The sequence below is a fragment of the Cryobacterium sp. M91 genome, assembly GCF_002929615.1.
In the GTDB taxonomy this organism is placed as follows: domain Bacteria; phylum Actinomycetota; class Actinomycetes; order Actinomycetales; family Microbacteriaceae; genus Cryobacterium; species Cryobacterium levicorallinum.
The window spans coordinates 1-25,578 of sequence record NZ_PJJT01000061.1 but is presented as its reverse complement, the minus strand read 5'-3'; the positions used below and the strand labels follow the sequence as shown (position 1 = coordinate 25,578).

General features: G+C 65.6%; 24 protein-coding genes and 5 pseudogenes. 11 read left to right on the top strand and 18 right to left on the bottom strand.

Annotation, left to right across the window (positions count from 1 at the left end; genetic code table 11):
* Positions 1 to 174: 174 nt before the first annotated feature.
* From CXY80_RS01980 to CXY80_RS01945, 8 genes and pseudogenes are all read right to left on the bottom strand, one after another.
* Positions 175 to 1,398, bottom strand: a complete 1,224-nt coding sequence (locus CXY80_RS01980) for an acetyl-CoA C-acetyltransferase (RefSeq protein WP_104131406.1) — start codon at positions 1,396 to 1,398, stop codon at positions 175 to 177.
* A gap of 61 nt (positions 1,399 to 1,459) precedes the next feature.
* On the bottom strand, positions 1,460 to 2,134 hold the full coding sequence (locus tag CXY80_RS01975) for a 3-oxoacid CoA-transferase subunit B (RefSeq protein WP_104131405.1): 675 nt from the start codon (positions 2,132 to 2,134) through the stop codon (positions 1,460 to 1,462).
* Complete coding sequence (locus CXY80_RS01970) at positions 2,134 to 2,928, bottom strand: CoA transferase subunit A (RefSeq protein ID WP_092451006.1); 795 nt, start codon at positions 2,926 to 2,928, stop codon at positions 2,134 to 2,136. The genes CXY80_RS01975 and CXY80_RS01970 overlap by 1 nt, the downstream gene beginning before the upstream one ends.
* Before the next feature lie 14 nt (positions 2,929 to 2,942).
* Positions 2,943 to 4,250, bottom strand: coding sequence for an alpha/beta fold hydrolase (locus tag CXY80_RS01965; protein WP_104131404.1), 1,308 nt, complete (start codon positions 4,248 to 4,250; stop codon positions 2,943 to 2,945).
* Positions 4,247 to 4,510: a hypothetical protein gene (locus CXY80_RS01960; protein WP_092451010.1), complete on the bottom strand. Its 264-nt coding sequence runs from the start codon at positions 4,508 to 4,510 to the stop codon at positions 4,247 to 4,249. Before CXY80_RS01960 ends, CXY80_RS01965 begins: the two co-directional genes overlap by 4 nt.
* Entirely contained in the window at positions 4,507 to 5,919 is a 1,413-nt protein-coding gene (locus tag CXY80_RS20645; protein ID WP_369828599.1) for a lyase family protein, read from the bottom strand. The genes CXY80_RS01960 and CXY80_RS20645 overlap by 4 nt, the downstream gene beginning before the upstream one ends.
* Positions 5,912 to 6,217 (bottom strand): annotated as a pseudogene (locus tag CXY80_RS19930) (protocatechuate 3,4-dioxygenase subunit beta); the annotation flags it as partial. The gene CXY80_RS20645 and the pseudogene CXY80_RS19930, both read right to left, overlap by 8 nt.
* Positions 6,218 to 6,223: 6 nt before the next feature.
* A pseudogene (locus CXY80_RS01945) lies at positions 6,224 to 7,447 on the bottom strand (FAD-dependent monooxygenase); the annotation flags it as partial.
* A 197-nt stretch (positions 7,448 to 7,644) separates the two neighbouring features.
* Here CXY80_RS01945 and pabB point away from each other — a divergent pair.
* The 3 genes and pseudogenes from pabB (at position 7,645) to CXY80_RS20635 (ending at position 9,583) form a co-directional block, all read left to right on the top strand.
* The gene (pabB, locus tag CXY80_RS01940; protein WP_104131401.1) at positions 7,645 to 9,093 is read left to right on the top strand and encodes an aminodeoxychorismate synthase component I; all 1,449 of its coding nucleotides are present in this window, start codon (positions 7,645 to 7,647) and stop codon (positions 9,091 to 9,093) included.
* 36 nt (positions 9,094 to 9,129) lie between these two features.
* Positions 9,130 to 9,300, top strand: a pseudogene (locus CXY80_RS20640) (PadR family transcriptional regulator); the annotation flags it as partial.
* 73 nt (positions 9,301 to 9,373) lie between these two features.
* Positions 9,374 to 9,583, top strand: a complete 210-nt coding sequence (locus CXY80_RS20635; RefSeq protein WP_369828601.1) for a hypothetical protein — start codon at positions 9,374 to 9,376, stop codon at positions 9,581 to 9,583.
* A 113-nt stretch (positions 9,584 to 9,696) separates the two neighbouring features.
* On the opposite strand, the gene CXY80_RS01930 is transcribed toward CXY80_RS20635, so the two are convergent.
* From CXY80_RS01930 to CXY80_RS01905, 6 genes are all read right to left on the bottom strand, one after another.
* The gene (locus CXY80_RS01930) at positions 9,697 to 11,295 is read right to left on the bottom strand and encodes a 5-guanidino-2-oxopentanoate decarboxylase (RefSeq protein WP_104131400.1); all 1,599 of its coding nucleotides are present in this window, start codon (positions 11,293 to 11,295) and stop codon (positions 9,697 to 9,699) included.
* Positions 11,292 to 12,260, bottom strand: a complete 969-nt coding sequence (gene speB / locus CXY80_RS01925; RefSeq protein ID WP_104131399.1) for an agmatinase — start codon at positions 12,258 to 12,260, stop codon at positions 11,292 to 11,294. The genes CXY80_RS01930 and speB overlap by 4 nt, the downstream gene beginning before the upstream one ends.
* A gap of 26 nt (positions 12,261 to 12,286) precedes the next feature.
* Entirely contained in the window at positions 12,287 to 13,051 is a 765-nt protein-coding gene (locus tag CXY80_RS01920) for an amino acid ABC transporter ATP-binding protein (protein ID WP_104131398.1), read from the bottom strand.
* On the bottom strand, positions 13,048 to 13,971 hold the full coding sequence (locus CXY80_RS01915) for an amino acid ABC transporter permease (protein WP_233194809.1): 924 nt from the start codon (positions 13,969 to 13,971) through the stop codon (positions 13,048 to 13,050). The genes CXY80_RS01920 and CXY80_RS01915 overlap by 4 nt, the downstream gene beginning before the upstream one ends.
* The gene (locus tag CXY80_RS01910; protein ID WP_104131397.1) at positions 13,968 to 14,894 is read right to left on the bottom strand and encodes an ABC transporter substrate-binding protein; all 927 of its coding nucleotides are present in this window, start codon (positions 14,892 to 14,894) and stop codon (positions 13,968 to 13,970) included. The genes CXY80_RS01915 and CXY80_RS01910 overlap by 4 nt, the downstream gene beginning before the upstream one ends.
* Positions 14,895 to 15,089: 195 nt before the next feature.
* Positions 15,090 to 15,638, bottom strand: coding sequence for a helix-turn-helix domain-containing protein (locus CXY80_RS01905; RefSeq protein ID WP_104131396.1), 549 nt, complete (start codon positions 15,636 to 15,638; stop codon positions 15,090 to 15,092).
* Between the two features lie 361 nt (positions 15,639 to 15,999).
* Here CXY80_RS01905 and CXY80_RS20630 point away from each other — a divergent pair.
* The 5 genes and pseudogenes from CXY80_RS20630 to CXY80_RS01885 form a co-directional block, all read left to right on the top strand.
* Positions 16,000 to 16,137 (top strand): annotated as a pseudogene (locus CXY80_RS20630) (hypothetical protein); the annotation flags it as partial.
* Positions 16,118 to 16,324, top strand: a complete 207-nt coding sequence (locus tag CXY80_RS20625; RefSeq protein WP_369828600.1) for a DUF6855 family protein — start codon at positions 16,118 to 16,120, stop codon at positions 16,322 to 16,324. The pseudogene CXY80_RS20630 and the gene CXY80_RS20625, both read left to right, overlap by 20 nt.
* A 55-nt stretch (positions 16,325 to 16,379) precedes the next feature.
* Entirely contained in the window at positions 16,380 to 18,593 is a 2,214-nt protein-coding gene (locus CXY80_RS01895) for a hypothetical protein (RefSeq protein WP_146070637.1), read from the top strand.
* Between the two features lie 80 nt (positions 18,594 to 18,673).
* On the top strand, positions 18,674 to 19,030 hold the full coding sequence (locus CXY80_RS01890) for a hypothetical protein (protein WP_104131394.1): 357 nt from the start codon (positions 18,674 to 18,676) through the stop codon (positions 19,028 to 19,030).
* A gap of 136 nt (positions 19,031 to 19,166) precedes the next feature.
* Positions 19,167 to 19,577, top strand: a complete 411-nt coding sequence (locus CXY80_RS01885; RefSeq protein WP_104131393.1) for a hypothetical protein — start codon at positions 19,167 to 19,169, stop codon at positions 19,575 to 19,577.
* A 121-nt stretch (positions 19,578 to 19,698) separates the two neighbouring features.
* Here the strand turns inward: CXY80_RS01885 and CXY80_RS01880 are convergent, their stop codons facing one another.
* Together CXY80_RS01880 and CXY80_RS01870 are read right to left on the bottom strand one after the other, a co-directional pair.
* Positions 19,699 to 20,355, bottom strand: coding sequence for a response regulator transcription factor (locus tag CXY80_RS01880; protein WP_104131392.1), 657 nt, complete (start codon positions 20,353 to 20,355; stop codon positions 19,699 to 19,701).
* Positions 20,352 to 21,425, bottom strand: a pseudogene (locus CXY80_RS01870) (sensor histidine kinase). The gene CXY80_RS01880 and the pseudogene CXY80_RS01870 overlap by 4 nt, the downstream one beginning before the upstream one ends.
* Positions 21,426 to 21,543: 118 nt before the next feature.
* Here CXY80_RS01870 and CXY80_RS01865 point away from each other — a divergent pair.
* Both CXY80_RS01865 and CXY80_RS01860 read left to right on the top strand, forming a co-directional pair.
* Positions 21,544 to 22,524, top strand: coding sequence for a serine protease (locus tag CXY80_RS01865; protein WP_174775300.1), 981 nt, complete (start codon positions 21,544 to 21,546; stop codon positions 22,522 to 22,524).
* A complete protein-coding gene (locus tag CXY80_RS01860; protein WP_092451027.1) occupies positions 22,505 to 22,726 on the top strand; it encodes a hypothetical protein in 222 nt (73 codons plus the stop codon). The genes CXY80_RS01865 and CXY80_RS01860 overlap by 20 nt, the downstream gene beginning before the upstream one ends.
* A gap of 98 nt (positions 22,727 to 22,824) precedes the next feature.
* Here CXY80_RS01860 and CXY80_RS01855 read toward each other — a convergent pair whose 3' ends face one another.
* Positions 22,825 to 23,475, bottom strand: a complete 651-nt coding sequence (locus tag CXY80_RS01855) for a CoA transferase subunit B (protein ID WP_092451029.1) — start codon at positions 23,473 to 23,475, stop codon at positions 22,825 to 22,827.
* Positions 23,476 to 23,478: 3 nt separating this feature from the next.
* On the bottom strand, positions 23,479 to 24,207 hold the full coding sequence (locus CXY80_RS01850) for a CoA transferase subunit A (RefSeq protein WP_092451031.1): 729 nt from the start codon (positions 24,205 to 24,207) through the stop codon (positions 23,479 to 23,481).
* Positions 24,208 to 24,549: 342 nt separating this feature from the next.
* Here CXY80_RS01850 and CXY80_RS01845 point away from each other — a divergent pair, with 342 nt between their 5' ends.
* Positions 24,550 to 25,332 (top strand): IclR family transcriptional regulator, encoded by a 783-nt coding sequence (locus tag CXY80_RS01845; protein WP_233194808.1) that lies wholly within the window; start codon positions 24,550 to 24,552, stop codon positions 25,330 to 25,332.
* Positions 25,333 to 25,578: the final 246 nt, after the last annotated feature.

Below are 25,578 nucleotides of genomic sequence, written 5' to 3'. Positions count from 1 at the left end.
CTCAACCTCGAAACCCCCGCCTACCGCCTCAACCAGCTACTTCTCGAAGCAAAAACCCCCGCGTTGCCCTGACCACTTGACTTTGCCCACGACTCGGCGGCCGAAACTCACGGGTCGATGGGGGGAACTCACGGTTCGGTGACGGCAGACCAGGTCTTCGCCAACCGGATGTCGTTAGGCGCGCTCGAAGATGGCCGCGAGTCCCTGCCCACCGCCAATACACATGGTTTCGAGGAGGTAACGGCCTTCGGTACGCTGCAGGTGGCGGGCGGCGGTGGCGAGGATACGTGCGCCGGTGGCGCCGACCGGGTGGCCGAGCGAGATGCCCGAGCCGTTGACGTTGGTGCGGGCCCAGTCTTCCGGGGTGAAGTTCCACTCCCGGCTGACGGCGAGTACCTGCGCGGCGAAGGCCTCGTTGAGTTCGATCAGGTCGATGTCGGCCAGGGTCAGGCCGGCACGCTCCAGCGCGAGCTTCGTCGCCGGCACCGGGCCGAGGCCCATGCGGGAGGGTTCGACGCCGGCCCGTGCCCAGGACGCGAGCCGCACCAGAGGGGTCAGGCCGAGCTCGGCCGCCCGCTCCGGGGTGGTCACGATGCACGCGGCGGCCGCATCGTTCTGCCCGCTGGCGTTGCCGGCGGTGACGGTGGCGGCGGCATCCGCTTTGCCCATGATCGGTTTCAGGCCGGCGAGGGCTTCGAGGGTGGTTTCGCGCGGGGTTTCATCGACCGAGACGACGATGGGGCCCTTGCGTCCGGGCACGGTGACCGGCACGATCTCGTCCACGAAGCGGCCGTCGGCGACGGCGGCGAGGGCGCGGCGTTGGGATTCGACGGCGAGCTCGTCTTGTTCGACGCGGTCGAGACTGTAGTCGCGGCGCAGGTTCTCGGCGGTTTCGAGCATGCCGCCGGGCACCGGATAGTGGCGTCCACCGGCGGTTTCGCGGCCACGGCCGAGGGCGTCCCGCAGCAGCACCCCGGCGGTTCCGGCCAGGCCCCAGCGGGAATCGACCGTGTAGATGGGGGCCTGGCTCATGACGTCCACGCCGCCGGCAATGGCGAGGTCACTGACCCCCGTCTGCACCTGCATCGCAGCGTCGAGGATGGCCTGCAGACCGCTGCCGCAACGACGATCGACCTGCACCCCGCCGACGGTGACGGGCAGGCCCGCGTTGAGGGCGGCGACGCGGGCGACCGGCGCGGCCTCGGCCGTGGGGTAGGCCTGGCCGAAGATGACGTCGTCGACGACGGCACCGTCGAGGCCGGTGCGTTCCATCAGCGCGACAATGACGGCCGCGGCGAGGTCGGCCGGCGCGACGGTTTTGAACGCGCCGCCGAAGCGGCCGATCGGGGTGCGAAGCGGTTCGCAGATGACGATCTGGCGGAGGGTGGTGATGGTCATGCGGCGGCTCCGTTGCTGAGGATGGTGGTATGGGAGGTGAGGACGGTCGCGGCGACGAGCATCATTCGGCAACGCCGAGCAGCGTCGTGATCGTGGTTGGCGGGGTGGGCACGAGCAGGGTCGCCTCGGTGGCGGCCTGCACCGCCAGGGCGGTGACGCCGGGCGCGACCTCGCGCAGCACAAGCCCCTCGGGAGTGACGTCGATCACGGCGAGGTCGGTGATAATGCGGGTGACGACGGCCTTGCCGGTTAAGGGCAGGTCACAGACCTCTTTGATCTTGAACTCGCCCGTCTTGGTCACGTGTTCCATCACGACGATCACGGTGTCGGCGCCGTGCACCAGGTCCATCGCACCGCCCATACCCTTGATCATCTTGCCGGGCACCGCCCAGTTGGCGATGTCACCGACCACACTGACCTGCATGGCGCCGAGCACGGCCACGTCGATCAGGCCGCCGCGAATCATGCCGAAGCTCTGTGCCGAGTCGAAGTACGCGGCGCCGGGATTGACGGTGACGGTTTCCTTTCCGGCGTTGATGAGCTTGGGATCGGCCTCACCATCCCACGGGTAGGGTCCGACGCCGAGCACCCCGTTTTCGGAGTGCAGCACGACGTGCACCCCCTCGGGCAGAAAGTTCGGAATGAGGGTCGGCAACCCGATGCCCAAATTGACATAGGAATCGGGGGCGAGCTCCTGGGCGGCGCGGGCCGCCATCTCATTACGCGTAAGGGCCATCAGTTCGCTCCAATTTCAGACGAAGGCCGCGGCCGCGTCGTCGTTTTCTCGATCGGCAGGTCGGCGGCGTCCACCGCGCCGAGCTGCACGATGCGGTTCACGTAGATGCCGGCGAGGTGCACCTCGTCCGGGTCGATCTGCCCCGGTTCCACCAGTTCGTCGACCTCGGCGATGGTGATCCGGCCGGCCATGCCGGCGACCGGGTTGAAGTTGCGGGCCGATTTCTCGAACACCAGGTTGCCGTGCCGGTCGCCCTTCGCGGCCCGCACCAGGGCATAGTCGGTGACGATGGCCTCTTCCAGGACGTATTCCTTCTCGCTGCCGAGCGAAGAGAAGCGTCGTGTCTCCTTCGGCGGCGATGACACCGTCACCTCGCCATCCGGGCCGTAGCGCCACGGCAGTCCGCCGTCGGCGACCATGGTTCCGACGCCGCTCGCGGTGTAGAACGCGGGAATTCCGGTGCCGCCAGCCCGCAGCCGTTCGGCGAGGGTGCCCTGCGGCGTCAGCTCGACCTCGAGTTCACCACCGAGGTAACGGCGAGCGAAGTCCTTGTTCTCGCCGATATACGAGGCGATGACCCTGGCTATGCGGCCCTCCCGAAGGAGTTCGCCGAGCCCCCAGCCGTCGACGCCGCAGTTGTTCGAGGCGACGTGCAGGTTGGTGCTGCCGAGGGCGAGCAGCGCGCGAATGAGCACGATCGGCACGCCGACCAGGCCGAAGCCACCGACGGCGAGCGAGGCCCCGTCGGGGATGTCAGCGACGGCGGCCGCGGCGGAGGGATAGGTCTTGTCCATGGTGCTTGGGTCCTTTAGCTCGGCCGAATGGCGGTGTCGTCGGGCGTGGTCGCGTCGGTATCGGGTTCGGTGGCAGCCGCATCGAGCCCGGCGAAGGTCTCCCGGGCCACGGCGAACGCGGCGTTGGCGGCGGGTACGCCCGCATAGATAGCGGTGTGCAGGATGGCTTCGCTAACCTCGGCGCGGCTCAGCCCGTTGGTCAGGGCCGCGCGCACGTGCATCGCGAGCTCGCCCTCATGCCCGCCGGTGACGAGCGCGGCGATGGTCAGGAAGCTGCGAGTACGACGGTCGAGCCCCGGCCGCGTCCATACTTCGCCCCAGGCATAGCGCGTGATGAAGTCCTGAAACACCGCGGTTTCGGGGGTGATCGCAGCCGTGGCCGCATCAACGTGCATATCGCCGAGAACCGCGCGACGCACGAGCACGCCGTCCGCATAAGCGGATGCCGCGGTGCGGTCAGCCGATAGCGGCTCGGCCGAGTCGCTGGGTCGCCTTGCGGACGAGTCGCCCGCAGAAGCCCCCGCGGCTCCGGCCCGGGCCGAAGCGCCGGCCAGCCATTCCCCGAGCAGTGCGCCGACCTCGATCGGCTGCTCGAGCGCCGGCAGGTGCGCGACCCCGGCGATCTCCACGGCACGGGCGCCGGGAATGCGCGCCGCCAGCTCCTGCAACTGCACGGTCGGTGTCACCGTATCGAGTTCGCCCGACACGCACAGGACGGGCGTGCGGATAGCGCTGAGTGCATCCGTTTGATCGAAAATAGCGAGCGCTTCACAAGCGAGCGCATAGGATTCGTCGTCGATGTCGAGCAGCGCATCGAGCGCGTTTGATCCGGCCTTGGGGTCGCGACCGAGAAAGTCGGGGGCGAACCAGCGACTGGCGCTGCCGATAATGAGCGAGGGGGTGCCGCTCGCGCGTACGCCGGCGGCTCGATCGGTCCAGGCCTCCGCGGTGCCGATTGTTGCGCCGGAGCAGAACACCGCGAGGCTCGTCAGGCGGCTCGGGTGGTTCACAGCCAGGGCCAGGCCGATGGCCCCGCCGAGCGAGATTCCGGCGTAGTGAAAGCTGTCGACGCCGAGGGAGTCGACCAGGCCGACGACGGCGTCGGCGATTTCCTCGATCGTGAACTCTGCGGTCGCACGAGGACTGAACCCGTGCCCGGGCAGGTTGAAGCTGAGTACCCGGTGGGTCACGGCGAGCGTCGGCACGACGCCGGCCCAGAGGTCGGCCGTGGTGCCGAGCGAGGGGCCGAGAACGATGAGCGGCGCGTTGGCGTCGCCGGTCGCGGCCGGCTCGATGGTGCACAGGATGACGGGCTGGCTCATGAAATCCTTACGTCTTTGTTGGAGTGGGCTGCGCCGGTGCCTGCTTCGACCATATCGGTTGCGGCGGCTGCCTCGGCACGCCGCTTCACGGCATCCGCTCGCTGCCGGAACGCGCGCACGACGCGGTCGATGCCCGCCGCCGACTGCCCCGGCTGGCCCTCATAGTCGAAGGCCGCCCAGATCTGCGCGCGCAGTTCGTCGGAACAGCCCTCGGCGATGAGGATGCTCGCGAGCACGACCTGCAGCGGCCGGTTGGTCACGAAGGCCTCCTGCGAGGCGCGCTCGACCAGCGAAAACGCGGTGGTCTTGCCGACGGTCTCGGCCAGAATTGTGGTGACCCGTTCGCTGAACAGGAGTCCGTCGGTGACGTCGAGGTTGGCGCGCATGCGCTCCGGGTCCACGTCGAGGCGAGCGACGCGGCGCCGGTCACCGCCGAGATCGTGAGCCGTTCGAGCACACGCAGCGACTGCCATTCGGCATGCCGGGCCCCGCTCGGCCGCTGGTCTTCGGCGAGCATGCTGCCATAGAGAGTGGATGCCAGACCCGGCGTTTGCAGCGCAGCCGCCGTGATCAGCACGGCGGACACCGGGTTGCGTTTGTGCGGCATGGCGCTGGAACCACCCTGGCCGGGAGCGAGACGCTCGCTCACCTCGGCGATTTCGGTGCGTACGGCGAAGTTGCCGACCCCGCCGCCGAACTGCACGGGCAGGGTGTCGCGGTTGTCCTGGCTGGTCGCGCCGACGTGAATGTGGTCGGATGCTCCGGCCCTCACCTTCTCGGCGGCGCGGCCGAGGTGCTTCACGAACGGGATCACGGGGTTGCCGCCGCCCCTGGCCTCGACAGCGATCGCACCGAGGTCGAACTGGCTCGCGTCCCCGAGTGCATCGCAGACCGCGAGCATCCACTCGGGGGCAAGCTCGACCTCGACGAGCGCGCGGGTGAGGGCGAGCTCGGCGTCCCCCATTGCCTGCAGCCACGTCTGGTCGCGGGTCAGCTCGGATTCCCGACTGCCGTGGCTCAGCGGGTTGAGCAGCCCGGCATCAATGCTGTGGTCAGGCATCAAAGTCCAAAAAAACGGTCTCGTTCTCGCCCTGCACGCGAATATCAAAGCGGTACGACTCGGCTCCCCCGACGATTCCCTCTGAGACGCAGATAAGCGTGCTGCGGCGGTCGACCGGAACCGCGCTGAGCACGGCGTCGGTCGCGTGCAGCACGGCGTCCTCGGCGAAGTAGGCCCGGGTGAAGAGAGGTGGTGCGTGACACCGCGCTCGAACACCGTCACCAGGATGTAGGGCGCTGCTGAACCGGCTGCACCGGGCTTGACCGTCGTGAAGGTGTAGTTGCCAGCGATCGTGGTCGCACGCCGGCTGAAGCCGGTGAAGGTGAGCCCGTCGCGGTCGATGCTGCCACGGGAGCGGCTGAGCACGCCGCTCCCGTCGGCCTGCCAGATCTCGAGCAGGGCGTCGAGAATCGGCTCGCCGGCGCCGTCGGTGACGGTGCCATGAAAGCGGATGGCGCGGGGATGGTACCCGGGGACCAGCTCCGGCCCGCCCGCAAAGGGCAGGGCGTAGCCGTAGAACGGGCCGATCGTCTGCGACGGGGTCTGCAGAGCATGCTTCTGCGGGGTGGTGGTCTGCACGGCGGCAGCTACTTCGGCAAGGTCAGTCATGGGCTTCTTCGCTTTCCATCCAGGTGGACTTGGGTCCGGTTAGCACGATGTCCCAGGTGTAGCCGAGCGAGAACTCGGGCACGCTCAGGCTGTGGTCGTACTGCCCGATCAGGCGGGCGCGGGCATCAGCTGAGGCAATCGACTGGTAAATCGGGTCGAGCGCGAACAGCGGGTCACCCGGAAAGTACATCTGGGTAATCAGACGCTGAGTGAACGCGGTGCCAAACAGCGAAAAGTGAATGTGCGTTGGGCGCCACGCATTCACGTGGTTCTTCCACGGGCACGTCCCGGGCTTGATCAACGCGGTGAGCGCGCTCGCGAGCTGGGTGACGTCGGAGATGGCCGAGTTGAGACCCTTCGCGCCGGTCGGCGGCACGATGTGGCCGGCGTCGCCGACCAGAAACACGTTGCCGTAGGCCAGGCGGGAGACCACGAAGCTGCGCATCGGGGTGATCGATTTGTCGGTGATCGGGCCTTCGTTCAGGGTCCAGCTGGGCGTGCCGAGCCGGGCGTGCAGCGCCTCCCGGATGCGCCCGTCCGACCAGTTCTTGATATCGTCGGCCGGGTCGACCTGCAGGTAGAGGCGGGAGACGACCGGCGAACGCATCGACAGCATCGCGAAACCGTCTTCGTGCAGCGCATAGATCAGCTCGTCGGAGGCGGGTGCAACGTCAGCGAGGATGCCGAGCCAGGCGTAGCGGTAGCTACGGTCGAACAGCGTGATTTCTTCGCTGGGAATCGACGCCCGGCAGATGCCGTGAAAGCCGTCGGCGCCCACGACGAAGTCGGCGTCGATGGTGTGGTGCTCGCAGTCGTGCACGAAGGTCACGCGCGGGGTCGACCGTTTCGGTCGTGCGGGTGCCGCCAACGAGCTTGAGCCAGCCGCCATCTCCTTAGACATGCGGGCGATCCCGGTCAGGCGAATTTCCGCCAAACGCTTGCGCACCGCCTCGGGCTCGGTGACCGTGCGCGGCAGAAAGCGCTCGAGGCTCGCGGCGAGATACCGCTGCACCACGTCCGGCGGAGCGTGCGCCAGCAGCACCAGCCCCACCCCGGTCGAGCGCAGCGGTAGGCGAGCGCCGACCCGCGCGATCAAGCGAACCGAGTGGTGGCCCGAGAGCTTTTCCAGGTACAGAGCGTCGCGCCCGTCGAGGATGGCGAGGTGCACGTGTTCCCGCGTCGTCTCATACCGGTCTTCCAGGTAGGGCAGCGCGATCGTGCGCAGGTTGCGGGCGGTCGGCGTCTGCACCCCGAGCTCCCACAGTTTCATGCCGAGCGAGTCCTGCCCATTCTCGTGCTTGCTCAGGCCGCCCCAGCTCACCCACTCGGCGACAGGCCGGTGCGTGGTGGAGAGCGGCAGGCCAGCACGTTGGGCAATGGCCGTCAGGGGCAGGGTGAGCGACGTCGCCCCGGCGGGCGCTGCGAACGCGTCGAGAATGGCGAAGAGCCTGGCCGCGACGGAACGATCGTCGACGGGGAGCGCAAGCTCCCCCTCGGGTTGCCGAGACCGCGCGGGTTTTCCTAACATCGATCCCCACGCGACTCGAAACCGGGGCTTCACCGAACTGGAGTTGTGTCGTGCGGGCCGAGGCCCTGCCGCCGTTTTCGTGGAGCGTGCGCCGCTGCGCTTTTACCTCGCAGATATGATTTATCTGAACCTCGTTGCCAACGCGCGCTCGGGACAATCTGGTTGCAATGCACGGTGGCATCTGAAAAGGGGGAATCATGACCGGGTTGCAGGAACGGCTGCTGCAACCAGCAGACGCGGTGACCTGTCGAGAGATTGTTCTGGACTTCTGGGTCGACCCCGAACTCGTATTCCTGCGTCTCCTGAAGTCTGAGAAAAACGCCTTTTGGCTTGATAGCGGGTTCGAAGCAGAGACCGGGGTGAGCTACCTGGGATTGCCCTCGCCATCGGCCCCGGTGGTCACGGCGTCCGGCGCCGGCGACACCGTCCTCGTCTCGGGAGTGGGCACGAGCGACAGGTTCGAGGGCTCGATCTTCGACCTGCTCCGGCTGACGACCACCAGTCGCGGAGCCGGCCCGGTGGCTGACCCGGTGGCTGACCCGGCCGACGGTCTGCGGATCGGCTGGGTCGGGTGGCTGGGTTATGAACTGGGGGCCAAAACGGTGGGGTCGCCGCGTCACGCGTCTGCCCTGCCCGACGCTGCCCTGATGTGGGCCGATCGCATTATCGCCTTCGACCACCGCGCGTCGACCATGTCCCTCCGCGTCCCCGCCGGGTCGCCGACAGCAAAGCTGTGGGTCCGGGACGTTCAGGCGACCCTCCTCTCCCTGGTCGGAAGCACGGTACCGCCGCTCCCGGAAGCCGGGCAGCCGAGGAAGGCCTCGCTACGTCATACCCACGCGGAGTACGTCGACCTGGTCGAGCAATGCCGGGATGCCATCACGGAGGGTGATGCCTACCAAATCTGCCTGACCAACGAGATCACCATCGAGGGAGCCCTGGACCCGGTCCAGACCTATCGCCGGTTGCGTCGCCTGAACCCGGCACACCATGGAGCGTTGATCCGTTTCGCCGACTTCGCGCTGTTGAGTTCCTCCCCTGAGCAGTTCCTCGAGGTGTGCCCGGACAAAACGATGACGACCCGACCGATTAAGGGTACGCGTCCCCGAGGCCGAACATCCGAAGAAGATGCCGGGCTCATCACCGAGCTGGCCGGTCATCATAAGGAGATCGCGGAGAACGTGATGATCGTGGATCTCATGCGCAATGATTTGGGTCGGGTGGCCGAAACCGGCTCGGTGCAGGTCCCCGATTTACTCCGGGTGGAATCCTACCAAAACGTGCACCAACTGGTGAGCACCATCTCGGCGAAGATCGACCCAAGACTTACCTGGATCGACGCCGTTGAGGCATGTCTGCCGGCCGGGTCTATGACCGGAGCGCCAAAACACAGCGCAATGAGCATCATCGATCGACTCGAAGGCGGTGCCCGGGGACCCTACGCCGGCGCCTTCGGATACATGGGGGCAGACGGTCGCGTCGACCTGGGCGTGACCATTCGAAGCCTCGTAATTGGACCGACGACGACGACCATCGGCGCGGGTGGCGGCATCACCGTTTGGTCGGTAGCTGAGGAAGAGTACGAGGAAACGCTGCTCAAGGCCGCGCCGCTGCTGGCCGCCGCGTCTGCGGTGATCATCGCCTGACGAGGCCTGTCCGGTCAGGGCCGGCCCGAACTACCTATGCTTATTGTTACCAGCACGACCGAGATGGAAGTCTCCGTAAGTCTTCGCCACGCCGTGCTGGCGCTCCTTACCGTGGAACCGATGACCGGGTACGACCTGTCCAAGGCGTTCCAGGCATCCGTTTCGCACGTCTGGCATGCGTCCGACTCGCAGCTCTATCCGGAACTGCGGCGCATGGAGGCCGATGGGCTGCTGGTCGGTACCGAGGTGCCGCGGGGGCCGCGCCGAATGGCTCGAGAAAGTGCGGGAGATCGACACCGGAACCAGCGCGATGCTCGAAAAACGTCTCGCGCACGCGCCCAAGAGCGAGCACGCGAGCATCCGCGTCTACAAGCGCTACACCTACGAGGGTTTGATCGCGCGGGCTGAGCACGAGATCGAGTGGGCCGAGCGGGGACTCCGGCTCATCGACGAGCTCATCAAAGCGGATTCCGCGCCGCCGACAGACTGACCGGCGCGAGCCAACCTCGACACCGCAGCATAACTCCTGCAATTCGCACGGCCGCCAGGATCTCACCCCGGAATCACGCGGAAGTCTGCCCTAGACCTAAGGAATTGCAAGAGTTATGCCCCGGTGCTACAGACGACCTCGATGACAGTTGGGCGGTCGGCGGCGAGCGCCCGGGTGACGGCGTCGGCCAACCCGTCGAGACCGTGCAGCCGCACGCCATAGCCGTTGCAGGCCACTCCGAGCGCGGGAAAGTCCGGGCCGGAGATGTTCACACCGATCAAGTCGATTCCGCGTTCGATCTGCTGGTCGCGAATCTCGGCGAAGCCTGAGTTGTTCATGATGATGACAGGCAGAGCCAGGCCCTGTTCAGCCGCCGTGACTAGTTCCAGCCCGGTGAACTGAAACCCACCGTCGCCAACCAGCACGATGACTGGAAGTTCCGGCGCCGCCAATTTGGCGCCGATGGCCGCTGGTAGGCCGTAGCCCAGCGTCGCGTATCCGGTCGGATACAGAAACCGGTTCGGCTCATCCATCGGCCAGAAGTGCACCGTGCCGTAGTACGACACCTGCGCGCTGTCTCCGGCGACAATCGTCGCCCGGGGCAGCGCCGCGCGCAGCACCTGCTGCACCTCGCGCCACGGCGCCCCGTCAACGAGCGCGGCAACCTCAATCTCACCCCGGGCGGCCCCGGCGCGCGCCTCGCCGTCAGATCCGAGAGCGTTCCCCACCAGCGCGGTCAGCTCGGTCAGAATCGCCGCAGCCTCGCCCTCTAGCCCGATCGTGGCGGCCAGGTTCTTGTCGAGTTGCCCCGGGTCGATGTCGATGCGAATGACAGCTCCGGCCGGCGCGATCGTGCCGCCCCAGAGGTCGGAATCGCCCAGCTCCGATCCAACGATGAGCAGCACGTCGGACTCGTTCAGCAGGTTCTGCGCGGGTGCCAGCCGGATCGAGGCGCCGAGCGACAGCGTGTGGTCTTCCGGAATGATTCCCTTGCCATGCACCGTCGTGACCACCGGTGCATCCAGCAGCTCGGCCAGGCGCAGCACCTCAGCGCCGGCGCGGCGGGCGCCGCCGCCCGCGAGAATACTGATCCGACGAGATGCGCCCAGGGTGCTTGCGGCCGCAGCTATTTTCTCGGCAGACGGATGCTCGACCCGCCTGCGCGCAACGGCCGGCCCGATCTCGCCCGGCTCCCACACCTCCTCCAGGAGGTCGAGGGGAATTTCCAGGTGCACCGGCCGTGGTCGGCCGACCTGCCACCGGTCGAATATTTCGGCAATGATCGGCCCGATTTCGTCGATCTGGCTCACCCTCACGCTGTGTTCGAGCAGGGCGTTCAGGTGCCCCTGCTGATCTTTCACCTCGTGCAGCCAGCCGACGTTTTTGCCCTCGAGTCCGCGCGGAATGCCGGGTGAGATCACAAGTAGCGGAACAGAATCAGCGTAGGCGGTGGCAGCGGCCGTGGTCGCATTGGTCAGCCCCGGCCCGCTCGTGGTGATCACCACACCCGGTCGACCGGAAACCCGGGCGTACCCGTCGGCCGCGTAGCCGGCGCCCTGCTCGTGCCGCGGAGTGATGTGGCGGATGCCCGACCCGGCGAGTGCCCGATAAATCTCCAGATTGTGCGTACCCGGAATACCGAAGACGACCTCAACGCCCTCACGTAGGAGGGCCTCGACGACGGCCACCCCGCCATTGCGCACGGCGGTCATGCGCGGGCCGCCCGCGGCGTCATGGCAGAGATGAGTTCGTAGGCAACGTGGGACGCCGCCACTGCTGTGATCTGGGCGTGATCGTAGGCCGGAGCGACTTCGACGACATCGGCGCCGACCAGATTGACCGAACGTAGGGCGCGAATAATGGCGAGCAGCTCGCGGCTGGTCAACCCGCCCGCCTCTGGCGTTCCTGTCCCTGGTGCGTGGGCCGGATCAAGAACGTCGATGTCGACCGAGACGTACACCGGACGGTCGCCGAGACGGGCCAGCATCCGCTCGATAACCCGGGTGACTCCCTCGGTTTCCAGTTCGTGCCCGGCAATGATCGCGAACCCGAGGCGGGCGTCATCGGTCAGGTCGTCGCTGCTATACAGCGGGCCGCGGATACCGATATGAAGACTGGCCGTGAGGTCGATGAGCCCTTCTTCGGACGCGCGTCGAAAAGGGGTGCCGTGGGTGATGGGGGCGCCGAAGTAGGTATCCCAGGTATCTAAGTGCGCGTCGAAGTGCAGCACGGCGACCGGCCCGTGTTTCGCCGCGACGGCCCGCAGTAAGGGGAGTGCAATCGTGTGGTCGCCGCCGATGGTGACCAGCCGAGTGTCGTTCTGGCCGAGGTGTCTGGCCGCGACCTCAATCTGGGTGACGGCCTCATCGATGTCAAACGGGTTCGCCACGATATCCCCGGCATCAACGACCTGCTGGGCATTGAACGGTTCGACATCCTGCACCGGGTTGTACGGGCGCAACAGCCGGCTCGCCTCACGAACGTGAGCCGGGCCGAAGCGGGCGCCCGGCCGATAGCTCACACCGCTGTCGAACGGCACGCCGACAACGACAATGTCCGCGTGGCCGACATCCTCGAGGCGCGGCAGACGCGCGAAGGTGGCGATTCCGACAAAGCGCGGTGACAGGCTGGCGTCCGATGGTCCGACGGGCTGGAGTGGCTGGAGTGGCTGGGGCATGAGATTCCTTTGACGGGAGCGAAAGATCAGATAACTTTGGCGAGAAAACCGCGGGTGCGTGGATGCTGCGGGTCGTCGAGCATCTGCCGGGGCGGGCCCTGCTCGATCACAACACCGCCATCCATGAACACGACGCGGTCGGCGACTTCGCGGGCAAAACCAATTTCATGGGTGACGACGATCATCGTCATCCCGTCACGGGCGAGGTCCTTCATGGTGTCGAGCACCTCACCGACGAGCTCGGGGTCAAGCGCCGAGGTGGGCTCGTCGAAGAGCATGAGCGTGGGGTCGAGCGCGAGCGCCCGAGCGATGGCCACACGCTGTTGCTGTCCGCCCGAGAGCTGCGCCGGATAGAAGTCAGCGCGGTCGCCGAGATTGACCCGCTCCAGCAGCTCGTGGGCCCTTGAATCGGCGCGAGCCTTGCCCTGACGCTTCACAAAGATCGGAGCTTCGGTGATGTTCTCCAGTGCCGTGCGATGCGGAAATAGATTGAACTTTTGAAACACCATGCCGATGCCGCGACGCTGCGCCGCGATCTCGTGCGGGCGCAGTTCGTAGGTATTGCCGCGCGCTCGCCGGTAGCCGATCAGGTGCCCATCGACCCAGATCTCCCCCTGGTCGATGCGGTCGAGATGGTTGATGCAGCGCAGAAAGGTGGATTTGCCGGAACCAGACGGGCCGAGCACACAGACCACCTCGCCCCGATTGATTTCGAGGTTAATGCCGCGGAGCACCTCGAGATCGCCGAAGCTCTTGCGCACATTGACGACGCGTACGAGCGGGTCGGTCATGACGGAGTCCCCTGTCGTTCGGCCGCGCGGATGACGGGCCGTGGGCCGGTGACCGACCGGTCAAGGCGTCGTTCGATCCGCACCTGGATAATCGTGAGAATTGTGGTGAGCAGCAGGTACCAGATGCTCGCCACGATCAGCAGTGGAATCTGCTGAAAGTTGCGGGAGTAGATCAACTGCACCGCGGTGAGCAGTTCCGGCAGGCCGACCACGATCACGAGCGAGCTCAGTTTGAGCATCGAGATGGTGTTGTTCGCAATCGGGGGAAGCACAACGCGAGACGCCTGCGGCAGAATCACCCGCCGGTAGGCGAGCATACGGCTCATTCCTACCGCTTCGGCGGCTTCACTCTGGCCGGGATCGACGGACTTTATGCCGGCACGAATAATTTCGGCCATGTAGGCGGCCTCATTGAGGCCCAGCCCGAGAATTGCGGCCGTGAACTGGCTGATCAGCACGTTGGTGGGAATCTCAACAAGGGTGGGACCGAACGGTATCCCGAGGTTGATCACCGGCAGGATGGACCCGAGAAAGAACCAAAACAGCAGCTGCACCAGGATCGGCGTTCCGCGAAAGAACCAGATGTAGCCCGACGCCACAAAGCTCAGCACTCGGTTTCCCGACAGCCGCATGATGGCCAGGAGGGTGCCGAGCACAATGCCCAGAATCATCGCCACGACGGTCAGTTCCAGGGTGAGCACGAGCCCGCGCATCACCGATCGCTCAAACAGGTATCCCGCCACAAGGTCCAGGCGCAGCTTCTCGTTCGTGACCAGAAACTGCACGAACAGGGCGACGGCAACCAGAATCGCGGCAACGCCGATCCACTGGCCCGGATGGCTAACCGGAATGATCCGGCCACCATCGGCCGATTGCTCGCTCGTCATGGCCTGGGTCGACGTTGACGGGAGCGTCATCATTCCACGCCGGAGTTGATCGGGGCGCCGGTCAGCGCCTGCTTCTCCAGTCCCCACTTGGCGAGGATCTGGTCGTACACGCCCGACTCGATCACGTGCAACAAGGCGCCCTGCACGGCATCACGAAGCTCAGGGTTATCCTTGGGAACGACAATGCCAACGGGGAGCGTATCGAACGGGTCGCCAGCGAGCTCGAAGGCAGCGTTGGAGGTCTGCACCGTATAGGCGAGGGTCACGTCCAGGGCAACGGATGCGTCGGCCCGGCCGCTGGAAACGGCCTGCACGGCACTGGCCTGGTCGGGAAAGGGAAGCTTGTCGATCGCGGCTTTGCCCGCTGCCGCGCAGCTGGCCTGCAGCGAATCAATGGTCAGGTCGCCGGTGGCGCCCTTCTCCACGGACGCACTGTGGCCGCACAGGTCGTCCGGACCGCTGATCCCAACTTCGTTGCCGCTTGCGACCAGAATCGAGACACCGGACTGCAGGTAGTCGACGAAGTCGACCTCGGCTTGACGTGAGGGGGTGTCGAGAATTCCGGTGAGCGAGAGGTCGTAACGGCCAGCCGCGATACCTCCGACGATGCCGTCGAAGTTGACGTTTTCAAACTTGAAGTCCACATCGAGCACCTGGCCGAGAGCTGCGCCGAGGTCAGCATCAAAGCCGACCACGGTGGTGCCGTCAGCGTCGAAGAATTCCATCGGCGGAAAGGAGATACCGGATGCGACGTGCAGAACACCGGCGTCACGCAGGTCGGCCGGCAGTGTCGCGGCAAGGTCCACATCCGCTTTCAGCGTGTCGATGGCGGGGGCGGAGTCGGCGCCCACCGCGGAATCGTCGGTGGGCGCCGCGCATCCGCTGAGCAGAAGACCGGATGCGAGCAGTCCGGCCAGCAGAGCGGCCGTGCGCGTGGGGTGTTTCGGGGGCTGCATGGAAAATCCTTCGTCTCGACATTGAGTGACCTCTGGGAAAGAAAAGTTGCCTGGCAGGAAACTTGTCTGTGGCTATCGTGTTCGCTGGCACCCTGCAATGTCAAGTGCGAGCCAGAAAAGCCATTGCTGATTGTGCCGAGTTTCGCGGCGCGCCCGACTCCCACCCTTCAGCTGGAGCGGCAGGTCGGGAGGGGCTTACGGGGCCGGGGTCATTACCCAGAGCACCGCACACTCCGCGGTGGCCGAGGCGTTGCGCCAGGTGTGCGGATCCCGGCCGCGAAAGGTCATCGCGTCGCCCTCGTCAAGCGAAAACTCCTCGTCGCCAATGGTCAGGGCCAATGAGCCACTGACCACGAAGACGAATTCCACATCACATTCCAGCACGTACAGGTCGCCACCGGCTGATCCGCCAGGCTCGATCACCGATTGAATGACCTGCAGCTGGTTTTGCGTGCCCGGCGTGACCAGATACTCCGCCGCACCCCGACCGCCGAAGTTGATCGGTGATCCAGCACCCGCACGCACGATCTGCGCGGCCGGCGGCTCGAACAGGTCGCCGACCCGCAAACCGACGGCGTCACAGATCGACACGAGTGTGGCAACGGATGGCGACACCTGGTCGCGCTCCAGCTTGCTTACGAATCCCTGGCTGATTCCGGCCACGGTCGCAACCGCTTCGAGAGTAAGCCCGCGGGTCAATCGGGCCGCACGGAGCCTGGATCCCATCGGAACTTGTCGAGCCATTCTTATCCCTACGCCTCGAGCTGCAGGGCGACGGCTCGCACCCTGCTTGTCTTCATAGTCAAGAACTATTGCACATGAGGCAAGTACGTCGCTAGTGCCCGCGGCTACCTCGTAGCGAAACCGGCGTTGTTGTCCCAGCACCAGGCACCGAGGCCGTGCACCTGCTCCTCGCCAAAAACAAGCTCACGGTCTGACATCGCCGATCGGGCGTAGCTATTCGAGGGACGATACGTCATGATGGGCGAATTGCGGTTGGTATCTCGAATCTTCAGGAGCACATCATGAGTGAAGACGTCGCTGGAACCAGCACAAGGACGACCCGTGGGTGCTGCGCACTCCGCCCGGGTCGTCGGAATACCTCATGTATCGCGACGAGGCAGCCATTCCTCCCCCCGGGCGCTGATCTGCAAGGTTGGATCAACGATCCTTATCGTACCGGCTCAGTTGCATCGAGGAGCTGCGCGCCATGCTCGCAGCGAATGGCGACTGGGTGCGGCTCGGGGCCGCCGATGAGAAGAAGGACGCCAAGCCCGACACCGTCGAGGCCCCGGGGTCGCTCGGAGAACAACCCGGTCGCCGGCTGGTACGGCCTCAAAAACGGGTTCCGCGGCCGATTCGGCATGTATGTGCCGCTGCTGCTTGCAGGCTCTCGGTCTGGCCGAGGTCGAGCACAATCCACGCAATAACCGGATGCGCGCCATTTGATCATCCTGCTGTGTCGCTACACGTAGTGTCAGCAGTATGCGTATTGCGATAATTGTTGACGGCCTCGAATCAACACGACAATTTCATTCAGACGACGGTGACGTGATCCGCCAGGCCTGCGAAAGAATTCGTATCGGTAATTCGCCGATCGAAGTCGAGATTTTTCGTGATGCTCAGGTCGACTACCTTCTCGACGGCCTGGCCGATTCCGACGTCGCCGCGCTTTTCTTTGCCTCGAACTCACTCCGCCATGCCGATGGGCACGTCGCCCAGGCCGTGAACCGGCACCGGAGCGACATCGTCAATTTCTTGAAGGCCGGGTGCGGGCTAGCGGTGTTGCACCAGTACGGCGTCACAGACCTGCCTTTAGAGATGCCAAATGGAACGACCGTTCGGTATTTCCGGGCCACACCGGGCAAGATCACACCGATGGATGCCTCCATCAGTGATCGAGACTCGGACCCATTGCTCAATTATCCCCAGCACATCGCCGATCTCGACGAGGGGCTTGCTACGACCGGACAGTTGCAAACCAAGGTTTCCTGGATGGCAGTGGACCTGAGCAACATGGAAGGTTTCGAAGCCGTCGTTCGAGGTGCCACTGGCGACATTCTCCTCAGTCGAAGCTCGGATGCCTTCGATTGGCGCGTCGTTGCGTGCGCAGTTCCATTGGACTGGCACGCGTCGGAAGGTCTGCTTCGCAACATAGCCCAGTTCATCACGACTGGCAGTCCTCAGTGTGTGGTCTGGCCGGCCGTGACGGGTACCGTCCAGTCCCCGTTGGCTCCGGCGCTCTCTCAGCTTGGCAGCTCCTACGTGGTCAATCCGGCTCTGCACCAGGCCGCCGTGGAACGCACCGGGCCGACCGAAGAATGGCTAGTCAACCGGCCAGCGCTGCACCTCGTCAATGACATTGTTCACCCCCAGAAGATCTCCCGCGCGTGGCTGGAATCTGCCAAGGCAGGCGGTGTCGTGCTCGGCGCTGGCGCCACTTCCGATAGCGATGTCACGTTCTTCGCCGGAGTAATTGGAAGTCGGCGGCGGGAGTTCGCACAGAATTTCTTCTCCAATCTCGACAGCGACGTCAACGGGGTAAGAACGGGCACTGATATTTTCCCGCTAAGGAACCAAATTCTGGCCGCGAGTTACTTTTGCGGTTTGTTTCCCGATTTGAGAAATGTCTGGAATCCCCGCACTGACCCACTATTCACCGCTCGCCTCAGCTCACTGGTTTATCCGGACATGACAATGACCTCGGTTTTGGCAACCGTGCAGATTCTCACCAGCGTTTCCGCTCCGACAAAAGTGCTGCTAGAAGTACAGGGTCTTCTCACCTCACTAGCACCGGACGATGCGGGCACTCACGCTCTGACATCCGCTTGTCGGACTGCCATTGAGCGCGGCACCATGGACGACTTCCTCTCGACGATCGTCAAGATCGGCGACGCCGACCTGGACGCGCCGCTGGCCATTCGATTGTTGGACTGGACCGGATTTCTGAGCCTGGGGCTGGGGCTCTCCGTTGAGCAGGCCAGCCTGCACGACGTTGTCAGCCGTCTGGTTGACCATGCTGAGCCGAGCGAACGGGATGGACTCTGGATGAGCATCGAAGGCACGACCAGCGTGGTACTCGGAGTCGTTGCTGCGGTCAAAGGTTACCCGGACGGCATCGGCCTTCTTGACCGCATCACAAAGGGCCTCATGATTCTGCGAGGTGAATATGCGCAGAATCTCTCTGACCCGTCCAAGACCGACATCATGACAAGGTTGGCGCACGCGCTCGCCATTGCGGAGCAATCCAGCCCGCTCGTAATCGACCGCATCGCGGAGGCCGTGCCCCGATCAACGTACGTGTCGGGACACTCGGATTCGCGGGGGCACCACGATCATGCGGCGCGCCAAACGGAAATGCTGTCAGTGCGCAATCGCGAGGTCAATGCCTCCCTAGTACAGGCCCGCCAGTCTTTGGCGGCTCGCACTCCCATCTGGGTCTTTGGTGCGTTCTTCGTGTGGCTTCTAGCTTGCAGCTCGCTAGTCTGGCTCGGAGTTTTGGCCGGTCAAATTTACCGTTGGCCGACTGTGGCACCATTCTTGACTGCGCCGGTAGCCTTCATCTGGTTTTGGGTTGCCATTCGTCTCATCTGGGCTCTTGAACGGTTTGAGATAGTGCCCAGTTGGCTGGCTCGGCTGAGCCGTTCATTTCCGAAATTCGCGGCGAAAAAGGCCAGCCCCGGCGCCGCGCGAATCTAAGAGAATTCTCTTGCGGGTCTTGCTCCGGTCTCACCCCGGGGGCCCACACTGGGAGCACGAGTTGTCGACCGGGAGAAATCATGAACGCGCGCAGAACGCTCACACGCCCGCTGCTCTGGATCGTCGGCGCTGGAGTCGGAGCTGTTCTGCTCGTCACCCTGGCCTCGGCGCTGGCCGGGTCGCTCGCCATCGCGGAGCAGCCGGGGCGACCACTCGGCGTGCCGGCCGTGTCGGTGCAGCCGAACGGGGCATCCACTTCTGTGGCGACGCCGACGCCGAGCACCGAACCGACGGGGCCCGCAACAACCCCGGAAGTCGTTCCCGCTCAAGACCCCGTCGTCGTGGACGATAAAGGCGGCGACCGTCCCGGACACGACGACGATTCCGGCGGAAGCGGCGGGTCGGGCAGGAGCGGCTCGGGTAGTAACGGCGGCTGATCGCTGAACATGAGAGTGCTCTCATTCACCTCTCGTGTCTGCCTTATCGGGGTTCAGTTGATTGAAGGCGTGGACTAACGCCACAGAATCCATCCGCCACACTTCGGCGCAGACGAAAGGTCACCCCCTGTTCCAGATGACGAAGAAGCGCACCATCGCCCTCGCAACCATCGGCCTGGCCGGGCTGATGTCGATCGGCGTGATTGCCGCCCAGGCCAACACGAATCCCACCGTCGTTGTCCCAACGAGCACATCGAGCACCGTTCCCAGTTCGAGCAACTCCACGGATTTTCCGGATGCACCGGACGACAGCGACGGACGCATCGGCTCCGGCACCGGCACCGGCACCGGCACCGATGATCTCAGCGGCGCCACCGTCAATAACGACGTGAACGACGCCCCGGACGACAGCGACGCCCGCGTCGCCGGCAACTCCGGTCCCGGCACCTCGACCACGGTCGACGACTCCAGCGCCTCTGGCCGCGGCAGCAACTCTGGGCACGACGACGGCAGTGGCGACTCGGGCCACGGCAGCGAACACGAGTAGTCCACCAGCAGCCAAGCTCTTGACTACCGGGTGAGGGGGGCGCAGATCGACCTAAAACCGGCCCGGAAGGTCGATTTACGCCCCCGCAGGCACCTGGCTCCGAGACAGATGGGCTATCGACTCAGCGGAGTCGGTAGCCCATTCCGCGTATCGTCTCGATGCGTTCCGTCCCAAATTTGCCGCGCAGATAGCCGACATACACGTCGACGATGTTCGACCCGGGGTCGAAATCGTAGCCCCAGACCCGGCTGCGCAGCTGTTCCCGGCTCAACACCTGGTCGGGGTGACGCAGAAACTCCTCGGCGAGCGCGAACTCCCGCGCCGACAGATCAACCTGTCGATCCGCGACGGTTGCGCGGCGGGTGCGCAGGTCGAGCTGGAGCCTGACGACGCCGAGGACCGAGCTCGTCTCCCGCGGCGCCTCCGCCACGCGCAGGCGCACCCGGGCCAGCAGCTCGTCGAACCGAAACGGCTTCGACATGTAGTCATTGGCGCCGCCCTGCGGGCTCGCGAGGATGTCTTCGGCCGAGTCACGCGCGGTCAACACGATCACCGGCAGCTCCGAACGGTCGGCGCGCAGCTTGCGTAACACCTCGTACCCGTCGAGCCCAGGCAGCCCGATGTCCAGAATCAGCAGAGCGAACCCGCCGGTGATCGCGCAGTCGAGGGCATCCGTTCCGGTGCACACCACGACGGTGGAGAGCCCGGGAGCGGCGAGCCCCTTCTCGACGAAACTGGCGATGCGATCTTCGTCTTCGGCGATCAGAATGCGGCTCACAAGCGGATGTCCTTCGGTTCGGGTGACGCAGACGCAGGTTCACGGGGCAGGTCAATGGTGAACGTGGCACCGCCGCCGGGCGTCGCGGTGACCGCGGCCGTGCCGCCGTGCGCCTGCGCGATCGCCGCGACGATGGCCAGGCCGAGGCCGGAGCCGGCCGGTCCGCGGCCGCGGGTTCCGCGCTAGAACCGGTCGAAGATGCGCGGTAGCAGCTCATCGCTGATACCCGGACCGTGGTCGCGCACCCAGAGCTGCAGGCGGGGCAGGCCAGCGGCATCCGCTGTGAGGGCGCTGCCGAGGTCGATCACCCCGGTCGGTGCACCGTGGGTGACCGCGTTCGCCGCGAGCTGCAGCAGCGCCTGGGTGAGCTTGTCGCCGTCGACCGCCACGATCACGTCAGCGGTGGCCGTGGTGACCCAGCTGTGCCCCGACAAGGCGGCCGCCTTCAGGCGCACCCGCTCGACGCGCGCGGCGATGTCGGTGGGGTGGCGCGTGGCGAGCGCCGACTGTTCGACCTGCGCAAGCGCGGAAATGTCGCGCACGAGACCACCCATGCGGTCGAGTTCGTCGATGGCGAGGTCGCGGGTGACCAGCACATCTGCCGGGCTGTCGGACTTCATCAGCTCAAGGTGCCCGCGCACGATGGTGATCGGCGTCTTGAGCTCGTGACCGACATCGTCGAGCAGCTGGCGTTGCCCGGTGAGCGCGCCTTGCAGGCGGTCGAGCATCTCGTTCACGGTCGAGGTCAGCGCCGACACGTCGTCGTGGCCGACGACCGGAATGCGCTCGACCACGTCCGAGGCGGTGATGCGCGCGGCGGCTTCGCGCAGGCCGCGAATCGGGCGCAGCAGGCGCTCGGCCACGACCCGGCCGACCAGCCCGACCACGATCAACGTGGCGAGGCCCACGAGCAGATAGGTGCGGGACGCATCGGACACCGGCTGCAGTTCGGCGTTGAGATCGAACGCGGCGATGAAGGAGCCCTGCGCCGGGTCGCCGTCGACCGACACCGGCACGAAGACATAGCGCAGCAGCCGGCCCGGCACGGTGACGGTGCCGACCCAGATCATCTACACCCCTAATGGGCCTCCCCCATAAGGGGTAGACAGCGAGTGCACTCCTCAATATTGTGTTAATACCTGCGGCAACAAGGTCCGCTGGTTGCGATCGATAACTGGAGTGAAGCACATGATGCGAAGCAAAGTTAGAACCGGCGCCCTCTCGGCGCTTCTGATCGGCACGCTGGTCGGTGCTGGCGGTTTCCTGTCGGCCGGCGCAGCCTCGGCCGCAATCGCGCCCGAGTTGACAGGCACCACCTCGTCAGCGGATGTCGACCGCTGGGTCGTTCCGCAGACCCAACAGGGCGGTGACTACTGGACCCCGGAGCGTATGCAGTCCGCCATACCCGGCGAGGTCCTGGTACAGGACAACGTGGCAGCCGGAGCGATCGGTGCTGTCGCGGCCGGAACCACCTCCCTGGTGTCCCCGCAGGCAGCGGACTCGGACCAGTCGCCCGCAGCCACCCAGGTCTCCCCGATTTCCCACATCGGTAAAATCTTCTTCACCCTCGGCGGCACCGACTACGTCTGTTCCGGCAACGCCATCTCCGCGGCCAACGAGAACACTGTCGTCACCGCCGGGCACTGCGTCAACGAAGGCCCCGGCAATTTCGCCACACGCCTCATCTTCGTACCGGCCTACGAGAACGGCTCCGCCCCGTTCGGCCAGTGGAATGCCACCGAGCTCTACGCTCCCACCCAGTGGAGCAACAGCGGTGATATCAGCTACGACACCGGCTTCGCCATCGTCTCCTCACCCACCGGCACGTCGCTGAGCGACAGCGTCGGCGCGTCCGGAGTCACGTTCAACCAGAGCCGTGGCCTCACCTACACGGCCTACGGTTACCCGGCAGCTGCGCCCTTCACCGGCGAGACCCTGCAGTCCTGCTACGGCACGGCCAGCGCCGACCCCTACGGCCAGACCCAGTCCCAGGGAATCCCGTGCGACATGACCGGCGGCTCCTCGGGCGGCCCGTGGATGATCGGCAGCGGCTCCACCGGCCTGCAGAACTCGGTCAACAGTTTTGGCTACAACAACATCGCGAACACCATGTTCGGGCCCTACTGGGGCTCGGTCATCCAGAACGCATATGTCGCCGCGTCAGCCTGACCCGAGCGGCGCAGACCCGGTTGCCCGGCAGCGCCTCAATCCCGATGCAACCGACTGGCCCGACGCAACCGACTGGGACGACGAACGGATGCACGCGGCCCGGCCGCGCGTCATCCGCCTGAACCCCGACGGGTCGCGCGTGCACGACGCGCCAACCGAGCAATCGGAAGCCGACACGGAGACCCCGCCGCCGGCATCCTGAAACAGGGAAGGCCCCGTCCGAAACTCGGACGGGGTCTTCCCTTGCCGGAAGGCGGCAGCACGCTCCTCCTGCTCATAGCTCGGAGCAAGCTCCCCCTGCTAGCAGCTCGGAGCCAGCTCCTCGACCGTGAAGGCGGCCTCGGTGGTGTCCTCGATGTCCTGCAGGCTCACGCCGGGGGCGCGCTGCCGCAGAACGAGGCCGGTCGGCGTCACATCGAAGACGGCCGTGTCGCTGATGATGCGATCCACGACGCGTACGCCGGTCAGCGGCAGGGTGCACTCGGTGACGATCTTCGGGGTGCCATCCTTAGCGACGTGTTCGGTCAGCACGATCACGCGCGGGGTTCCGGCCACGAGATCCATCGCACCGCCCATGCCCTTGACCATTTTGCCGGGGATGGTCCAGTTGGCGAGGTCACCCTGGCCGGAGACCTGCATGGCACCGAGGATGGCGACCTTCACGTGCCCACCGCGGATCATGCCGAACGAGGTCGCCGAATCGAAGATCGACGCCCCCGGCAGTACCGTAACGGTCTGTTTGCCGGCGTTGATGAGGTCGGCATCTTCCTCGCCCTCCCACGGGAACGGCCCCATGCCGAGCAGCCCGTTCTCGCTCTGCAGCGTCACCTGAATTCCCTCGGGCAGGTTGTTGGCCACGAGCGTTGGAATGCCGATGCCGAGGTTCACGTAGTCGCCGTCGCTCAGTTCTTGCGCCGCGATCGCGGCCATTTCATCTCTGGTCCACGCCATGATCTACTCCCCTGCCTGTACGCCGGCCAGTACGGGCCGACTGCGCACGGTGCGCTGTTCGATGTCTTTGACCCGGGCCAAGGCCTGAACCAGGCGCTGCACATAGACGCCCGGAGTGATCACGTGATTCGGATCGATCTCGCCGGGCTGCACAATAATCTCGGCCTCCGCGATCGTCATAATGCCGGCGGTCGCGACCACCGGGTTGAAGTTGCGCGCGGTAAAGCGGTACTCGAGGTTGCCCAGGGTGTCGGCGCGCCAGGCCTTGACCAGTGCGACGTCGGCGACGATGCCGCGTTCCTGAAGATACGTTTCGCCGTCGAAGTCGGCGAGCGGCTTGCCCTCGGCGATGAGCGTGCCGACTCCGGTCTTGGTATAGAAGGCGGGAATTCCCGCGCCGCCGGCCCTCAACCGCTCGGCCAGGGTGCCCTGCGGACTGAACTCCACCTCGAGCATCCCCGCCAGAAACTGCTCGGCGAACAGCTTGTTCTCCCCCACATACGAGGCGATGACCTTGCGCACCTGCCCGGATTCAAGCAGCACCCCCAGGCCTTTGCCGTCGACGCCCATATTGTTCGATACGACGGTGAGATCTTTCACAGCGGATGCCCGCACCGCGTCGATGAGATCCGCCGGAATTCCGCTGAGGCCGAAGCCGCCGACCGCGAGCACCATCCCGTCGCGCAGGACGTCGTGCAGCGCCTCGCTGGCGCTGGCCTGAACCTTGGACATACGTTCTCCTCATCGAGTTGGTGTCGCGCCTGCCGCAGTGTCCACCTTGTGGACATCGGCCGATATCGTCATGCTATTCAGACCCGATAAGCCCTGTCAAACCCAAGCTTCCGTCGTTTCCACCTCGTGAACAGTAGGATATTAATCATCCACAATATGGACACAGGAGGCGAAATAATCTCTCAACCAGCCGCATCGGACGTGCCGACGCCACCCAACGGGTCGCCAGTGCCGGCCGGGCAATCAGGTCGCGATGCCTCGGTTCGCGCCGCCCGCCCAGAACGCGGCGGCCAGCCAGCTCAGAGCGCACACCCCGTCCCCGCCGCACAACCCGCACAGTCGGTGCCGGGCGCACAGGTCGCCGGCCGGATCGCCCTGCTGCTGCGCCTGGTCGGGCGCAACCCGGCCGGCACGCCCCTGGCCGAGATCGTGCGGGACTCGGGCCTGACCCGGCCCACCGTGCACCGGCTACTCACCTCGCTCGCCGCCGAGGGCCTGCTCGACCATGATGCCGTGCGCCGCACGTGGCACTACGGCCCAGAGGTGTTCGTCATGGGCACCGTCGCCGCGGCGCGCTATCCGATCGAGGAGCTGGCCCGGCCGAGCCTCGTGCGCCTGGCCGAAGCGACCGGGGAGAGCGCCTTCCTGTCCATTCGGCGCGGCGCCGAAACCGTGTGTCTGCTCCGTGAAGAGGGCAGCTTCCCCATCCGCTCCTTCGTGCTGCACGAGGGGGTGCGCTTTCCGTTGGGGGTGGCATCCGCTGGAATGGCCATTCTGGCCTACCTGCCCGAGCCCGAAGTGGATGCCCTCCTGGCCGACACAGGATCCGTCGACACCGAGACCTTCGCGGCTCGCTGGGGCGCCCAGCACTCCCCCGCGAGCATCCGCGCCAATCTCGAACGCACCCGAGTGACGGGCTATGCGGTCAACCCGGGACTCATCCTGGAGGGCAGCTGGGGCATGGGCGCCGCGATCTTCGATCGCAGCGGTCGCCCGGGGTGGGCGCTCTCCCTCACCGGCATCGAACCACGATTCAAGCCCGAGCGGCAGAAGATTCTGGGTCAACTTCTGCTCGACGAGGCCAGCCGCATCACCCAGACCCTGCAGCGCCCCCCGATAGCCTGACCGCCCGCGCAATGCCAGTTTCGGCCCCGCGTCCCTCGTTTCCGCGCGCAACTTGACGCCGTCGGCCCCAGCACCCGTGCCGCCCTGCATGAGGTGTCATCTTCAACCCGCTGAACTCGGCCTGGCCACGCGAGGTACCACCTTTTGCCCCATGAGTCCTCGGCAAAGTCATATGGTCGTAGCAACGCTCTAGTGATTGGAGCGTTTTATGGTCAAGTTGTTTCCGCCGAATACTCGCACTGAGTT

Excerpts from the sequence above, each read along its gene's own strand:
- CXY80_RS01895 (WP_146070637.1), top strand. The coding sequence starts at position 16,380 with ATGCGTATTGCGATAATTGTTGACGGCCTCGAATCAACACGACAATTT.
- CXY80_RS01965 (WP_104131404.1), bottom strand. The coding sequence starts at position 4,250 with ATGAGCCAGCCCGTCATCCTGTGCACCATCGAGCCGGCCGCGACCGGC.
- CXY80_RS01850 (WP_092451031.1), bottom strand. The coding sequence starts at position 24,207 with ATGTCCAAGGTTCAGGCCAGCGCCAGCGAGGCGCTGCACGACGTCCTG.
- CXY80_RS01885 (WP_104131393.1), top strand. The coding sequence starts at position 19,167 with ATGACGAAGAAGCGCACCATCGCCCTCGCAACCATCGGCCTGGCCGGG.
- CXY80_RS01915 (WP_233194809.1), bottom strand. The coding sequence starts at position 13,971 with ATGATGACGCTCCCGTCAACGTCGACCCAGGCCATGACGAGCGAGCAA.
- CXY80_RS01910 (WP_104131397.1), bottom strand. The coding sequence starts at position 14,894 with ATGCAGCCCCCGAAACACCCCACGCGCACGGCCGCTCTGCTGGCCGGA.
- CXY80_RS01890 (WP_104131394.1), top strand. The coding sequence starts at position 18,674 with ATGAACGCGCGCAGAACGCTCACACGCCCGCTGCTCTGGATCGTCGGC.
- CXY80_RS01855 (WP_092451029.1), bottom strand. The coding sequence starts at position 23,475 with ATGGCGTGGACCAGAGATGAAATGGCCGCGATCGCGGCGCAAGAACTG.
- CXY80_RS20625 (WP_369828600.1), top strand. The coding sequence starts at position 16,118 with ATGGCGACTGGGTGCGGCTCGGGGCCGCCGATGAGAAGAAGGACGCCA.
- CXY80_RS01920 (WP_104131398.1), bottom strand. The coding sequence starts at position 13,051 with ATGACCGACCCGCTCGTACGCGTCGTCAATGTGCGCAAGAGCTTCGGC.
- CXY80_RS01860 (WP_092451027.1), top strand. The coding sequence starts at position 22,505 with ATGTCGCCGCGTCAGCCTGACCCGAGCGGCGCAGACCCGGTTGCCCGG.
- speB (WP_104131399.1), bottom strand. The coding sequence starts at position 12,260 with ATGCCCCAGCCACTCCAGCCACTCCAGCCCGTCGGACCATCGGACGCC.
- CXY80_RS01865 (WP_174775300.1), top strand. The coding sequence starts at position 21,544 with ATGATGCGAAGCAAAGTTAGAACCGGCGCCCTCTCGGCGCTTCTGATC.
- pabB (WP_104131401.1), top strand. The coding sequence starts at position 7,645 with ATGACCGGGTTGCAGGAACGGCTGCTGCAACCAGCAGACGCGGTGACC.
- CXY80_RS20645 (WP_369828599.1), bottom strand. The coding sequence starts at position 5,919 with ATGACTGACCTTGCCGAAGTAGCTGCCGCCGTGCAGACCACCACCCCG.
- CXY80_RS01970 (WP_092451006.1), bottom strand. The coding sequence starts at position 2,928 with ATGGACAAGACCTATCCCTCCGCCGCGGCCGCCGTCGCTGACATCCCC.
- CXY80_RS01975 (WP_104131405.1), bottom strand. The coding sequence starts at position 2,134 with ATGGCCCTTACGCGTAATGAGATGGCGGCCCGCGCCGCCCAGGAGCTC.
- CXY80_RS01980 (WP_104131406.1), bottom strand. The coding sequence starts at position 1,398 with ATGACCATCACCACCCTCCGCCAGATCGTCATCTGCGAACCGCTTCGC.
- CXY80_RS01930 (WP_104131400.1), bottom strand. The coding sequence starts at position 11,295 with ATGACCGCCGTGCGCAATGGCGGGGTGGCCGTCGTCGAGGCCCTCCTA.
- CXY80_RS01905 (WP_104131396.1), bottom strand. The coding sequence starts at position 15,638 with ATGGCTCGACAAGTTCCGATGGGATCCAGGCTCCGTGCGGCCCGATTG.